Origin of the sequence: Bradyrhizobium guangdongense, from assembly GCF_004114975.1 — a bacterium.
In the GTDB taxonomy this organism is placed as follows: domain Bacteria; phylum Pseudomonadota; class Alphaproteobacteria; order Rhizobiales; family Xanthobacteraceae; genus Bradyrhizobium; species Bradyrhizobium guangdongense.
Genome location: NZ_CP030051.1, coordinates 2,595,217 through 2,609,433, shown reverse-complemented (window position 1 = coordinate 2,609,433; position 14,217 = coordinate 2,595,217). Strand labels below are relative to the sequence as shown.

The following is a 14,217-nucleotide window of genomic DNA, read 5'->3' as shown; positions in this document are numbered from 1 at the left end:
CCGCTATTGCCTTACCCCGATCCGAGGTAGCGTAATGATGAACTCGGTAAATGCCTCCGGCTCGGTTTCGACGTCGATCCTGCCGCCGTGTTGTTTCACAATTATGTCGTGGCTCATGGAGAGACCGAGCCCTGTTCCCTCGCCGGCGGGCTTGGTGGTGAAGAAGGGGTTGAAAATCTTCTCTCGGACCTCCGCCGGAATCCCGGTGCCATTGTCGCGGATCCTTATCTCGACTTCACTTGCCAGCGCTCTTGTTGTCGCGCTCACAGTCGGCTCAAAAGAATCGCCGCTGGCTTCTTTGCGCTTGTGCGCCGCATAGAAGCCGTTCGAGATCAAGTTGAGAAGTACCCGCGTGATCTCTTGCGGATAAAGCTCGGCCATCCCGGCGCTGGGATCGAGGTCGCGCATGAGGGTGACGTTGAAGCCAGGCTTTTCCGCGCGTGCGCCGTGATATGCGAGATTGAGGCTTTCGTCGACAATCGCGTTGATGTCGGTCAGACGACGTTCGCCCGAACCCTCGCGCGAGTGCAGCAGCATGTTCTTGACGATGGAATCGGCGCGGTTGCCGTGCTGGACGACCTTCTCAAAATTACCTTTCAGCATGTTCACAAGCTCATCGACCTCAGCTCGGATCTTGTCGTCGAGTGCGACGTTTCCAAGCAGCTCGTCGAGCTCGTCGATCAATTCGGCAGAGAGCGCAGAGAAGTTGTTAACGAAATTGAGCGGATTCTTGATCTCGTGCGCGATGCCAGCAGTGAGCTGGCCCAGTGATGCAAGCTTCTCGGTCTGAACTAGGCGGTCCTGGGCGGCCCGCAATTCATCGAGGGATTTGGCGAGCTCGCGGGTGCGCGCTTGAACCTCTTCGAACAAGCGGACGTTGCCGAGCGCGATCACCGCCTGATCGGCGAAGGTCTGCAAGAGTGTGATCTGATTGTCGCTGAAGGGCTGCACCTCGGCACGCCGAAGTACGATCGCGCCGATGCTCTCGCCCTCGCTCATCATCGGCACGGCAAGAAGCGTGCGGCAACCATCCTGTCGCGACATTGCCTGCGCAACAGGAAAGTTCTTACCTTCCTCGGAGAGGACATCGTGCATGTGGATCGGCACCCTCTCCGCAATCGCGAACCCCGACACGGAGGTGCGGTCGTCGGTCCACGTCTGTGTGCCCATTCCGATCGGCCCGTGGTGCGCGCGAACGACCAGATCGCATCCCTCCTTTAGGACAAGAACGGCATCATAGGCTTGACAGAGGTCGCAAGCGCTCTCGACGATCGTACGCAAGACTGGCTCGACGTCCGTCGGCGAGGAGGCAATCACTTTCAGGATGTTGGCACTTCCAGTCTGATACATCAGTGCCTCGGAGAGGTCGCGCGTCTTCGACTGTACCTCTTCAAACAAGCGGACGTTTTCGATGGCAATAACGGCTTGGTCGGCGAAGGTGGAGACGAGTTCAACCTGCTTGTCGGTAAACGGCTCAACTACCTTGCGAGCCAAAAAGAGCACTCCGATCGGCTCCCCAGAGCGGAGAAGCGGAACTCCGAGCAGCGTGCGATATCCGGCTGCTTGCTGCATTTCCGGATAAGAATAGTCTGGATCGGCCAAGACATCAGCAATCTGCACCGCCTTGCGCGCCAACAGCACCCTTCCGACAAGGCTCCCGCGTCCGGGGCGGAGCCGAAAGCCAGCTGCAATCTTCACCCAATCGACCGAAAAATTGTAGTTGGTTACGTGTTGGAAGCCGTCCGTCTCGTCTTGCCGTGTCATCGCAGCCATATCGGCGTTACATAGCTGCGCGGCCGATTCGGTCAGGGTATCGAGTACGGCTTGCAGATCGAACGCCGAACGACTGATGACTTTGAGCACGTCCGCGGTCGCCGTCTGCTGTTGCAGTGCCTCGGTGAGATCACGCGTCTTCGCCTGCACTTGTTCGAACAATCTGACGTTCTCGATCGCGATTACCGCTTGGTCGGCGAAGGTTGCTACCAGTTCGATCTGCTTGTCCTCGAACGAACCGACGGCAAAGCGGAACAGGTTGATGACACCGAAGGCGTGCCCCTCCCGAACGAGCGGGACGCCGAGCGCGGCCCGAAAGCCCATCAGTTTTTGTGCCCGCGGACGACCAAAATCGGCATCAGCGAGAACATCCGGAATCCGAACGGGACGACCTTCAAGAATAGTTCGGCCAAAAATCGAGCTGCGCTCTGCTCTTGTCGTGTAAGTCTGGAAGTGCTCGATCCATTCGGGTTTGCAGCCATAGGTGGCCGCAAGCCGGTAACTCCCCTCGTCCTCATAACGGATCGTTCCGATGTCGGCGTCGCACAGGCGGCAGGCCGACGAGAGCAGGGCATCCAGCACCGTCTGCAGATCGAACGCCGAGCGGCTGATCACCTTGAGGACGTCGGCGGTGGCGGTCTGATGCTGCAAGGCCTCACTCAACTCACGCGTCCTGGCTCGAAGCTGCTCGAACAGACGCGCGTTCTCGATCGCAATCACGGCTTGGTCAGCGAAAGTCTGCAGCAATTGCACGTGGTGATCCACGAAGGAGCCGGCTTCGACTCTCGTCACGCTGATCAAGCCGATCGGCATGCTGTTGCTCATCAAGGGTGTGAACAGCATGCTGCGGAAGCCACGCGCTCGCGCGATCTGCTTGATCTGCGAGTCGGGAAGTGCCTCGATGTCGGCGATTTGGACCGGCTTGCCGCCTTGAGCGAGCTTGAAGGGCTCGAATCGGGCGACAGGGCTCGGAAATCCGGCCTTCAGCACCTCATCAGCAGCCGGGCTGGTTGGCGTGAAGGCCGCAAGGTGCGCGACGTCGTCGACGAAGCGAAAGACCGCCGTCGAAAAGCCGCCGATCAGGCGCTTGGCGCTGCTCGCGATGGCATCGAAAACCGGCTGCACGTCGGACGGCGAGGCGGCGATCACCTTGAGGATGTCGGCGGTGGCGGTCTGCCGCTCCAGCGCTTCCTTTGTCTCGTTGAATAGGTGCGCATTTTCGAGCGCGATCGCCGCCTGGTCGGCAAAGCTTTGCAGCAGCACGAGCTCGTCATCGGAGAACGGCTCGAGTCGGTCGCGATGGACGATCAAGGATCCGATCGCGCTGCCCTGACTGCGCAGCGGCGTGCCGCACATTGTGCGTGTGCCTGCGGCTCGGGCGTGCGGCAGGCCAGGAAACTCAGCCAAATCGGGATCCAGTTTGTCCAGATCCGGCGCATGAATTTGCTGGTTTCGTCCGACCACCGCGCCAGGCATGTTGCGGCCGCCTACCTTTATGGCGGTCAACGGTACGGCCTCGCGTATGCGTTGGGCGCTCGCGCCGTAGCGATAGGCTTTTCCCCATTCGCCATTCTCAGCGAGCTGAATCGAGACGCTAGAGGCACCGAACAGCCGCGCGGTAGTCTCCGCGATCTGTTGCAGCGCGCTGTCGGCATCACCGGAGGTACCTGCAATGGTCGCCAGAACCTCCGAACTGGCAGCCTGTCGCTCGCGCGATTGTGCCAGCTCGCGCTGCAGGCGCTCGGTCTCGGCGACGCTCGACTTCAGCTTCTGTTCGAGCTCGGCAATCCTGCGCGCAAGCTCGGAGTCCTCGGACAGCGCGGACATCGATAAATCCATGTCGCCCGGAGCCTGCCGGGCCAAAACCTCACGATTATTCCACCGTCAACCCCGGTCGGCCAGCAATATCGATGCGGGATTTGGGACAAATCGTCCGAGAACCTTTCAGATGGCGGCCGGGACAGCCTATTCCTTGCTGGCGCAAATTCGCGCCTGTGAGACCTCCGTGTTTGAAGCTACCAGCACCGTCCCAGATTGGCGACAGCATCCCCGCAGCGTGTGGGCCGAATTCTATGGGTTTGTCATCTCCGTGACTATAGCTAGCCTGGCGCGCCATTGGCGAAAATGGCGATAGCGGCGTGGCGACCGGACGCTTTTTGACCATGCTGCACGAGTCAGCGCTATGGTTTGCTACCCAGCAGCGCTCCCTCAAGGTGCTTCCGGTGGAGCTGCGTATCCCCACCTATGCCGATTGCAGTCGTCCGTCTGAAGAACCGGGCTGTCAGCCCGGTTGTTCAGCTCTTTATGGAGCAAGCGCATGGGGCTTCAAAATCGCTCGTCAGGACACCCAAACCCCCTAGCGCAACTGCTGAGTTGTGACTCTCGTATGGGTTAATGGGTGGGTCGGGCCAAGCGTTGGCGACTTCCGGTCTGCCCTAGCAAGCCGATTTCTCAGTGCCCGCATCGGAACTTCGTAGTCAGACAAGCAGCGCCCCTTGCAAGTATTATGATTTCGGCAGCCCAGCGGCGCGCCAAGCCTTCGCCAATGGCGTGAATACAGCCGGCTCCGGGAGCCATTTCCGGGCTATGGTGCGCACCAAGTTGCATTACCTTCGAAGCCTCGTCGGTGGCGCACCCTGTTGTGCAGCGAGACAATTCGTCCGGAGAAGGACTGAATGATGGAGTCATTGCCCAGCCGCACCGCACTGGTGACATCGCTGATGAGAGCGTTACATTCGCGGTTCGACCCCTTTCCTCTTTTCAATGACCCCTGGGGCGATCGACTCGTTTCCGAAGCCGAGCGCGAGAGGATGACCGCGCGAATATTGGCCCGCATGGATGAGGACACGCGTGGCCGCGCCCTGCGGACACCGGCTTCTGTTTTGGACGAGTTCCTGCTGACAAATACCGCCCTGCCCGGAGTGGTGATTCGCTCTCGTTATGCAGAGGATGCGCTGCGCGAGGCGGCAATGAGAGGCATCAAACAATATGTCCTGATCGGAGCTGGGCTGGACAGTTTCGTGCTTCGCCGCCCTGCTTTTTCCGACGCCCTGACGATCTTTGAAATTGACCATCCGGCGACCCAGACGATGAAGATCCAACGCATCAAGGAATGCGGAATGTCGCTTCCACCGTCCGTGCATTTCGTCGCTGCCGACCTCGCCAACGAGGACTTGGTATCTGTCTTAAATCGCTCTCACTTTCGGCCAGATGAGAAAGCATTCTTTTCGTGGCTGGGCGTTTCGGTGTACCTGACACGCCAGGCCAATCTGGCGACCTTGCGTTCGGTGGCAGCTTGCGGTGCTCGGGGGAGCGAACTTGTATTCACCTATGTAGACCAAGCTGAGTTCGCCCCGAACACATCGCGATCACCGCACAACGAAAATGCCAAGGTCGTCGCGCAAATCGGCGAGCCCTGGATTTCGGGATTCTATCCCGATGAAATCGTCGACGATCTCGCCCGTGTTGGTCTCAATCTGGTTGAAGATCTCGACGGCAAGGCAATGTGGGAACGCTACCGGGGAGCAAACACCACGCTCGGGCACCCGCCCGCGACCTTGCACATAGCCCTAGCGCGCGTGGGAAAGTGACAGCCATCGCCGAGCGCTGTTAAGCGCGCTGCAGATAGCCGCTTCGGGTGATCAAGGACCGCAAACCAGTCCGGGGGGATACGTGCGCTTTTGCCCGAAGACCTGTTGTCAATCGGCCTGCAAATTTGACCCCTCATCGGCGTCCAATTTTGACCCCTTCGTGCGGCGGGTTTTGCTGGTAGCGCTCGTCTCGTCGGAGCTGGCCGGGATAGCGGAGGCGAGACGAGCGCGGGTGGCGTGATCGTCGTCTCGACTCTTGAACCGCCAGCTATCGTTGCCGGTCTCGACGATGTCGCAGTGATGGGTCAATCGGTCGAGCAGCGCGGTGGTCATTTTGGCGTCGCCGAACACGCTCGGCCATTCGCCGAAGGCGAGATTGGTGGTCACGATGACGGAGGCGCGCTCATAGAGCCGGCTGACGAGGTGGAAGAGAAGCTGGCCACCGGACTGCGCGAAGGGCAAATAGCCGAGTTCATCCAGCACGATGAAGTCCATCCGGGTCAGATGCTCGGCGAGCCGTCCTTGCCGTCCGTTGCGGGTCTCGGTCTCGAGGCGATTGACGAGGTCGACTACGTTGAAGAAGCGGCCGCGGGCACCGGATCGGATGCAGCTTCTGGCGATGGCGATGGCCAGGTGGGTTTTGCCTGTGCCAGTGCCGCCAACCAGCACGACGTTGCGTTGTTGGGCGATGAAGCCGCCGCCAGCGACATCATTGACGAGAGTCTGATTGATCGGCGTGCCGTCGAACTGGAAGTCGGCGATGTCCTTGGCGAGCGGCAGCTTGGCAATGGTGAGCTGGTATTTGATCGACCTGGCTTGCTTCTCGTTGATCTCGGCGTTGAGCAGGTCGCCGACAATGCGCTGAGGTTCGTGCTGGCGCTTGACGGCAGTCGCCATGATCTCGTCGAAGGCAGCCTTCATGCCGTAGAGCTTGAGTTCGCCCATGAGGTCGAAGATTTGGGTTCGTTCCATCAGATGGTCCTCCGGAGGTTGTCGTAGCGAGCACAATCGGCGATCGGTGCATGACGGAGCGTCAGTGCGGCCGGCGTCATGATGTTGGCCGGTGGGGCGGGTTCGCGTTGACGGGCCAGGATATTGAGCACGACATCGGCGGAATGGACGCTGTGACTGAGCGCTTCGGCACAGGCCGCTTCCACCGCGGGCAGACCGTCAGTCAGCACCGCGTTGAGGATGTCGACCATCTGCCGATTGCCATCGTCGGTGCTGGCAAGCTTGCGCCGGATCCGCTCGATCGCGGCCGGCAGCACCCAGTCTTTGAAGGGAGCACCATTACGCAAGGCGCCGGGTTTGCGGGCGAGCACCGGCACATAATGCCAGGGGTCGTAGACGGTATCGCCGCGGCCAAAGGATCGCGGGTGCTCGGCAACGATGCGTCCATCCTGACGGATCACGATGCGATCGGCATAGGCTTGAACCTCGACGGGGCGTCCGACTGCGCTGGCTGCGACCGAGTACTTGTTGTTGTCGAAGCGCACCAGGCAGGTCTTCGAGACCGATGCCGTCACCGCATGGAAGCCGTCGAAGCGGCCGGCATAGGGAACGAGATTGGGGCGTTCGGCTTCGAACACGTCCCAGATCGTCTGATCGACCAGCTCCGGATGGCGATGAGCCTTGGCGTAGGCGATGCATTTGTCGAGCAGCCAGGCGTTTAACTCGTCGAGGTTTTTGAACCGCAGCCGCGGCGTGAAGAAGCGTTCTCGCACCAGCCCGACCTGGTTCTCGACCTGCCCCTTCTCCCAGCCCGACGCTGGCGTGCAGGCGACCGGATCGACCAGATAGTGACTGCACATCTGCAGGAAGCGGCGATTGTAGAGACGCCCTTTACCGACGAAGATCGTCTCCACGGCGGTCTTCATGTTGTCATAGATGCCGCGGGTGCAGGTGCCTTTGAACAGGGCGAACGCCCGGTCGTGGGCGTCGAACACCATCTCCTGCGTCTCCCGCGGATAGGCCCGCACGAACAGCATGCGGCTGTGACAGAGCCGGACATGGGCGGCCTTCACCATCACCGTGGTGCCGCTCAGCAAGACCACCTCGTGGCTCCAGTCGAACTGGTAGGCTTCGCCTGGGGCAAAGCTCAGCGGGACATAAGCGGCCGCGGTCGATTGCCCGCGTTCTTTGCTCCACCGCCTGGCGTAACGCCGCACCGCATCGTAACCGCCGTCATAGCCGCGGCCGCGCAGCTCTTCGAAGATCCGGATCAACGTCAGCTGTTCGCGAGCCGATTTAGCCGCGTTCGCCGCCAGCAATCCATCAAGCTCTGCTGCCCATCGTCCCAGCTTTGGCCGCGGCTGCACCTGCCGCTCGTACTCGAAGGAGGTCTCTCCCGACCTCAGCACCTTCCGAACCGTGTTCCGCGATACCTTCAGGTCACGGGCGATCTCCTTGATCGTCTTGCCCTTGATGAAGTGCTCGCGCCGGATCCGGGCAATCGTCTCCACGATCAGCATCCCCCACCACCTGCTTCGTTCCAAAGCAGGCAACGCAACAGACCAATCTGTAGGGGGTCAATTTTGGACGCCGATCCCCCGGCTTAGGGGGTCAATATTGCAGGCCGAACGACACCGCTGGGCTGCGGAGCGGCCCCGGCCTTACCACCTTGGGAGCCGGGGCCGTCTCTCCAGATTCGGCTCAAATCATCGCATGTGAAGACTGATTGTCCACTGCGACATTACCGGCTGATGAATCGCGTCCATCAGGCGCTGACCTAGGGCCTCGTATGCTTTCACCGCCAGATTGAGCGCCATGTCGCCGCCAGCGACACTGTCGAGCTCACTGTCGGTCAACATACGGTTTTCCGAGTTCTTGGCGTGCCTATTCAGCATGGTTTGCTCCTGTTAATTAGATCGGCGGACTATTCCGCGGCTGAGAGAACGATCTCTCTGTTGATCTCAGGAGTACGACGGGCCGACTTTCGCCGCCGTGATGAGTGTCACACAGGACGATTAGGCCTCAATTCTCAACCCTGAAACTGATGTTAGGGCATCGAGGGAACAAAGGGCCCCATATCGGCTTCTGAGTCTCGCTGGCTCGCCGCCGAGCTGGCGGAGCGGCCCCGGCCCATACCCCCCCAAGCCCCCTGCGAGCCGGGGCCGTCTCTCCGCAGACAGTACCGGAGTGTGCGTATGCGTTCCTCGCCCTCGATCGTGCCGGCCGATCGCCTCGACCGTGACATCTATCTGGTGCTTGAGGATTTCGGCGCGCGTGCCGGCTGCGCCTGGCGCGAGACCGACGAAGCCGACACTGATCGAGAGACCATCCTGCGGCATATCATCTCCGGCCAATACGCTTACCCCTTGCGGATCGTATGCTTCAATCCGGTCGAAGGCTGGTCGCGCGACGCAACCAGCGACATTGCCGACGCCCTGGCGGAACGCGCCGCGCACACTGGTGCGGAGATCCCGCCGGCGCTGCAGGACTTCATCAACACCAACGCCACACGGAGCTTTGACGTGCAGCTCGCGCTTCCCCTGCGCGGCGTGGCTTGATGGCTGGCGAGGGAAAACCGAATGTCCGACATGCGGCGAGCTGATCGATGTGCGATCTAGGCCAGGTTATTGATCACCTGCACGGGCAGGACGTCGAGGAAGAGCCGACGCAGCACTAAAAACCGGTGCCGGCAGAGTTTGCAGAGCGCCACAGGATCCCACTGTTCGCCTTCTCCAAGATCTCTACAACAGCGAGATCAATTACACGATCGCTACCTTCTGGTATGCCGGCTTCAGGGTGCTATTGGGACACGACCTGAATGGGTTCGTTGCTGAGACGCGGGTGCCGACCTTCGCTGACGCAGCCCAATGGCTCGCGATAGCAGCCATCACGCACCACCCCGATTCCGGGTTTGCGAAGAAATATCGGACCTCGCGCATCAGGGTCGAAGCAAGCCTTATAGCACCAAGCTCACCAACCAGACCGCAAGTGAGAAGCAGACCGCAATTCCAAGGTATGGCAATGCAATTGTCATCGGTACCTCACTGAAGAATTCCGACGTCAAAACACCGCCCGAGATTCGCATATTCGCGGCCCCGTGACTATCGCGTTCTCGCGTCCCGCGTCTTCGAGTTCTGCCTGCCAACCGCTGCCGAGGCCGTGCCTGACGGCCCCGACTGGTTCCACGAGATCAAGTACGATGGTTATCGCCTGCGCGTCGAGCGCAACGGCCGCTCCGTGCGGCTCATAACCAGGAATGGCCATAACTGCACCGACCGCTTTCCGTAGATTGCCCAGTCCGCGCTGCGCAATCGCGAGCAGCAGTTCAACATCGACGGTGAGGCCGTCGTGCTCGGCGTCGACGGACACGAACGGGGCGCACTTTGTGGGGCACAATGGCAGCGCCGGCACCTACGCTGATACAGCCACATTCACCTCGTCCGAGACACTTGTAAGCTTGGACTTCTCTCGCTCAAACGGATCGTCCGAGGGTGAGAGTATTACGTCGACGGCCTACGACGTTAACGTTGTAGTCGGGACTACGTCCGCCGTTCTCGGCAACATCAATGCTTGGACAACGTTCGCTCTTAGTGCTCCTGTGATCACAAGCTCACGTGGACAGCGAGCGCAAGTGGCTTTCACCCCTATGGAATGGACAATTTCGCGTTTTTAAAAAACTCAGCCGTGCCCGAGCTCGCTAAATGGGCGATGATGATCCTAGGCTTCTGCGGCCTCGGCTTTATGGCGTATCGGCGGAAGAACCTCGCCATGAGTATCGCCTGATCTTCAGCCTTGTCTGCGCTTAGAGAGACCGCCTTCGGGCGGTCTTTTAGTTAGCGGGTTCCAGAATTAACCCGCAGCGCGGGCATCAATCTTAATTCGTGACTGAGATTGCCGACGCTGCCAAGAACGCTACGCTGCTTACACCGGACAATTGCCCCGTCCGGAATCCCCGTGGCGAAGCAGGCGCGCCAACATACTCGGCGCGTCGGCTTCGTTCGTCACCGGTGCGAGCATATGCGAAAGCTTCTTTTATTTATCTTCGGTGTGTGCTTTTGGATTGTACTAATTGCGGCGATAATCACCACGGTTGCCCGCCTAAGCACCGAAGCGAAAGAGCGTCGCAGCGAGGCCGTGGCCTCCCACCCTTCGAAGACCAGGCGTTGATCGGGGGATGAGGAAATGTCAAACGTGATGGAGCAGATTGTCGCGGGGTACGTAAAGACAAAAGACCGGCGCGCCCTCGCCGAACTACTCGCGCACCGTCGGAAGTTACTTTCGCGACTGGAGGCGGTCTCTGGCATCGACCCGGCCAGCTCCGTTCAAGCTGTCCAAGATGATCTCGCCATCATCGAAGCCGGTATCGAGGAGTTGAAACCACCAGCCGGGACGCTGCCGGAGAATGAATTCTAACAGGACCTTTTCGCCCTTGTAGCTTCGTAACTGCTGGATTCCAGCGCCACGCCGATACGCATATCTTGCCGCCAGATGACGCGGGCTGAAAATCGGCGGCCTTCCAGGGTCAGAACGAGAGTGAAGTAATCAGGCAAGCCGAACGAGCTACTTACGTCGAGCGCGGCACCCTGCTCGGAAAAATTACGGACCATGCACGCCACCGCATTCACGCCAAACTCAATAGTGCCTGGCTTTAGCACTCGCTCCCGTATGGCCGCCCGCTCTCGCATAAGGGAAAGCTGCACGGTCAAAATGAAGGATCTGTGCTCGGAACACCTAAACTTCTAACCATCCTTGCTCAGATTGTTGTCCGGACCTCCTAGGCATCAAGCTTAACACGCGACTTCAGTTGCGACATGCGCGCCGAGAGCTAGGGTGAACGCGCCGGCGATTTCCCTAAGACCGGCCCAACCGTAGCAAAGCCGTCGCCAGCATATTCGGCGCGGCGGCTTTGTCCTGACGTAAGTGCTCAGATGCTTTGGTTCGTGCCTCTCGTTTTCGCTGGCTTAGCTTTATTCGTGCACCTGTACTGCCGTACTCTGGCGCATCGGAAAGGGCCTTGGATTATGGATCAAGACCGATGAGCCTCACGACATCAGGGCCCGAACGACACCCGCTCTGGCCCTGGATCGTCTTGATCACCGGCTTTGGCGCGCTTGGGCTGGGCGCAATCTTCGTGCTCAGCTGGGTTATGCTGGCGCTGCTCCGCTATTAGCGAGCCTGCTGGCGCTCGTACTGTATCGCCGCCAGTGCTCCGATCGCCACCACAAAGAGCGTTGCCCAAAGGCTTCCGGGTGGGACGCAGTTGATGCAGGTGGTGACGATTTCGGTGCTCATCTGATTTCCTTCCAGTCGACGTGGCATTTCTGCGGAGGCCCACGAGCGAGTCAAGCTCTTAATCGTACTGCACGCGAATTGGCTCAACCTTGGCGGAAGGTGGAATGGGGTTCGGCCGGGCGATTTCGTCCGGATCAAGCGACACCTGCTAGAGGAGTTTAGGAGCAGCCTGCTGGCGGAACTAACATTGTCGCCCCATCGTCCGATCGACGGTGAGCTTGGGGTTCACCCAAATTCAAGATCGTCAGCCCAACCTGCTGACAGCACGGGTCCGCCGACGAGCCCCCGGTCGATAACGGCGCGCACAGCCGGTGCCGCTACCAAGTCAGTGCGTGTCATCAGGTTTCGAAGATCAAATCGGCCATCAGGACTGATGGTCTTAAGAGAGGCGACCAGCTCAGTAATCTCATCGTCAGCTCCAAAAGGCAGGAGCAGTCGCTCATACGCTACCTTGCGGCCGTCAGCGTCTTCTAAATGAGAAACGGTGTACACCGGGCATCGCCGTGCAACGCATAAATGATAAACCGGCATGACCGAGGCTGCCAGCCGGGGTCCGACATATTCGTCTAGCCGGCGCCCTTTTCCGGTTTGGCCATAAGCGGTAGCCATTCGCGTGCCTTCGCTTTCGATCGTAAGAACGGGAGGCCAAGCCGTCGCATCGACGGAGTAATAAACCAGATCCTCGGCCTCCTCTTTTAGACGGCCCGGCTCATATTCGGAAAGATTTGGCAGCCTTTTCGTCCGCGCGTAGAGCCGACACCATGTAATTAGAAGATCGCGCTGGCGGATCGCGGTAACGACGGCTGGTGTTTGGCTCTGGAAATCCATGGGCGATGGACCTGAATGCTATCGATTACGCTAGCTCGCATCTCACTAAAGGGCCATTAACGCACGATGGCACGCCCAACGTCCCCCTGAGCGACCGGCATCCGATCGAGTTCAGGCGTTAGACCCCTGCGAACCGGGGCCGTCTCTCCATCGCAATCGCTCCGCGCCTGTTCAGCTTAGTCCCTTACGAATACGTGTTCCGCTTATAAATACACGGACTGAGAAGCAAATACGGTTTTAACCGTCTCTCCCCGAGAACTACGGGATGCCTCGCGCCAACTGAGGCGGCCGGCCTTACTCTGCGAGGTCACGTAGCAGGCGCTCAATATCCAGCTCATGCAGTTCTTGCGTGCGCGTCAAGCTGGCAAGTACGCTCACGGCGCCCGTGGTGTCGTGACCATCCCGGTCCAATTCCGCAATTAGCCGCTCCTGCGGGGCAAAGTGATGTTCACCCATCGCAGCACGATGTCGCGATTGGTCTAGGTGCTCTCGAAGGATGGCGCGGTCCACGCTGGCACCGCGCTAAATGCGCTACCAATTGTGAAATGGATCACATTGCACCGCGGCAGAGCTGCTGTAGGCTGCTGCTTACCGGGGCTGGCTGCATATTTCACTCAGATCGTTTTTCACCCGGAATTTTTGACAAGGCGCGGGCCGCGGCAGTTCACTGCTGCGGCCTTTGCGTTTCCTAACCGGCCGGCTGCCAGACCCAGCACGCTTGCGGCGTCGCCTGGGCTTTCTCTCAGCTTAACACACCGTTCCGAAATTGGCGTCATTCGAACGATTGCATCCTAAGACCGAACATGGGACCGCTGGTGTTCCAGTCCCATGCTCCGGTTGCCAATCCAATTGCGGATTTAGAGCGCCGGGAGATTTAGGCCGTCAGTATGACCTGCGGGCCTTTTGCCATCAGCGCGCTTCAATGTCGGCGACGCAATGAGCCGCTGCCCGTCGCGCTTTCCGCGGGTTCGGCGCGCCCTAGACAATTCTCGCCTGATAGACGGCGGAGCCTTGTGATTAACGCTTTCTTAGATGCGTGCGAGAATTCGAGCGAGACTTTCCGCGACACGTTTCAACAATTTCTCATCTCTCGCTCGTATTCTCGCGATCATGGAAAAGCGCAGGATACGCCGGCGGCGCGTCTTCAGGGCCGCTATCATCGAGTCGCCGGCGGGCGCCTTCAGCTGCGTCGTCCGCGATCTCTCAGATGCGGGGGCGCACCTTGAGGTGCCAAGCCAGATCGGAATTCCGCACGAGTTCACTTTGAGCATTCCGACTGCGGATTTGCGACGGGAATGTCGAGCTGTGTGGCGCTCGAGCAAGCGGATCGGGATCGCTTTCGCCTCCGCAGAGACGGTTCTGCCCTAACCAATCAACCTGAGATATCGCGCACCAGCCGAGCAACTGATGATGGTTATCGGCTTCTTCGGTGTTTGCTTCATGGCCTATCGCCGGAAGAACGTCGACGTCCGCGTAGCTTAATCCCCGCTGCTTCAGCGGATCAGAGAGATCGCCTTCTGGCGGTCTTTTTGTTAGCGCGTTCCAGAATTAACCCTGAGGACGGGCATCAAGCTTAATACTGGTCTTAAGTTGGCGCGCCGATTGAGTGGCCTATAGTAACCGTGGCCGCGTAGTCCCCAATGGTGCTTCCCACAAGCAGCGGCCATACACGGAGCCGCTGTCGACCCACCCAACACGCAGCGGCCTCTCCCATGGGAGGTTGGGATGCGTGCCATCGCTTCAGCTCTCCTGACCGCATGCGCGTGGCTGGTCATGTTCGCGG

12 protein-coding genes and 2 pseudogenes are annotated in these 14,217 nt (G+C 59.6%); 7 read left to right on the top strand and 7 right to left on the bottom strand.

All coding sequences use genetic code 11. The annotated features are described in order from the left end of the window. Positions 1 to 3 precede the first annotated feature (3 nt). Entirely contained in the window at positions 4 to 3,600 is a 3,597-nt protein-coding gene (locus X265_RS12485) for a GAF domain-containing protein (protein WP_128965087.1), read from the bottom strand. Between the two features lie 848 nt (positions 3,601 to 4,448). Here X265_RS12485 and X265_RS12480 point away from each other — a divergent pair. Then, positions 4,449 to 5,363, top strand: coding sequence for a class I SAM-dependent methyltransferase (locus X265_RS12480; RefSeq protein WP_128965086.1), 915 nt, complete (start codon positions 4,449 to 4,451; stop codon positions 5,361 to 5,363). A 108-nt stretch (positions 5,364 to 5,471) separates the two neighbouring features. Here the strand turns inward: X265_RS12480 and istB are convergent, their stop codons facing one another. The 3 genes and pseudogenes from istB to X265_RS12465 all read right to left on the bottom strand — a co-directional run bounded on the left by istB (position 5,472) and on the right by X265_RS12465 (position 8,209). After that, complete coding sequence (gene istB / locus X265_RS12475; protein ID WP_128963210.1) at positions 5,472 to 6,335, bottom strand: IS21-like element helper ATPase IstB; 864 nt, start codon at positions 6,333 to 6,335, stop codon at positions 5,472 to 5,474. Positions 6,336 to 6,343: 8 nt separating this feature from the next. Further along, a pseudogene (gene istA, locus X265_RS12470) lies at positions 6,344 to 7,834 on the bottom strand (IS21 family transposase); the annotation flags it as partial. A gap of 186 nt (positions 7,835 to 8,020) precedes the next feature. Further along, complete coding sequence (locus tag X265_RS12465) at positions 8,021 to 8,209, bottom strand: hypothetical protein (protein WP_128965085.1); 189 nt, start codon at positions 8,207 to 8,209, stop codon at positions 8,021 to 8,023. A gap of 300 nt (positions 8,210 to 8,509) precedes the next feature. Between X265_RS12465 and X265_RS12460 the strand changes: the two genes are divergently transcribed. From X265_RS12460 to X265_RS12450, 4 genes and pseudogenes are all read left to right on the top strand, one after another. Further along, positions 8,510 to 8,872, top strand: coding sequence for a hypothetical protein (locus tag X265_RS12460; protein ID WP_128965084.1), 363 nt, complete (start codon positions 8,510 to 8,512; stop codon positions 8,870 to 8,872). 601 nt (positions 8,873 to 9,473) lie between these two features. Beyond that, positions 9,474 to 9,602: an ATP-dependent DNA ligase gene (locus tag X265_RS42255; protein ID WP_373291750.1), complete on the top strand. Its 129-nt coding sequence runs from the start codon at positions 9,474 to 9,476 to the stop codon at positions 9,600 to 9,602. A gap of 390 nt (positions 9,603 to 9,992) precedes the next feature. Next, positions 9,993 to 10,097, top strand: a pseudogene (locus X265_RS42250) (choice-of-anchor K domain-containing PEP-CTERM protein); the annotation flags it as partial. 399 nt (positions 10,098 to 10,496) lie between these two features. Further along, positions 10,497 to 10,727, top strand: coding sequence for a hypothetical protein (locus tag X265_RS12450; protein WP_128965083.1), 231 nt, complete (start codon positions 10,497 to 10,499; stop codon positions 10,725 to 10,727). Here the strand turns inward: X265_RS12450 and X265_RS12445 are convergent. Beyond that, positions 10,724 to 10,999: a PilZ domain-containing protein gene (locus X265_RS12445; RefSeq protein ID WP_128969233.1), complete on the bottom strand. Its 276-nt coding sequence runs from the start codon at positions 10,997 to 10,999 to the stop codon at positions 10,724 to 10,726. The two genes, X265_RS12450 and X265_RS12445, sit on opposite strands and share 4 nt — an antisense overlap. Positions 11,000 to 11,349: 350 nt before the next feature. Here X265_RS12445 and X265_RS41960 point away from each other — a divergent pair, with 350 nt between their 5' ends. Next, positions 11,350 to 11,484 carry a hypothetical protein gene (locus tag X265_RS41960; RefSeq protein WP_283815011.1) on the top strand — a complete coding sequence of 45 codons (135 nt, stop codon included), beginning with the start codon at positions 11,350 to 11,352 and terminating at the stop codon, positions 11,482 to 11,484. On the opposite strand, the gene X265_RS41955 is transcribed toward X265_RS41960, so the two are convergent. Then, positions 11,481 to 11,606, bottom strand: coding sequence for a hypothetical protein (locus X265_RS41955; RefSeq protein WP_283815010.1), 126 nt, complete (start codon positions 11,604 to 11,606; stop codon positions 11,481 to 11,483). The genes X265_RS41960 and X265_RS41955 overlap by 4 nt on opposite strands. A 225-nt stretch (positions 11,607 to 11,831) precedes the next feature. Further along, positions 11,832 to 12,434, bottom strand: a complete 603-nt coding sequence (locus tag X265_RS12440; RefSeq protein WP_128965082.1) for a PAS domain-containing protein — start codon at positions 12,432 to 12,434, stop codon at positions 11,832 to 11,834. A 1,032-nt stretch (positions 12,435 to 13,466) separates the two neighbouring features. Between X265_RS12440 and X265_RS12435 the strand changes: the two genes are divergently transcribed. After that, positions 13,467 to 13,802: a PilZ domain-containing protein gene (locus X265_RS12435; protein WP_128965081.1), complete on the top strand. Its 336-nt coding sequence runs from the start codon at positions 13,467 to 13,469 to the stop codon at positions 13,800 to 13,802. Positions 13,803 to 14,217 lie beyond the last annotated feature (415 nt).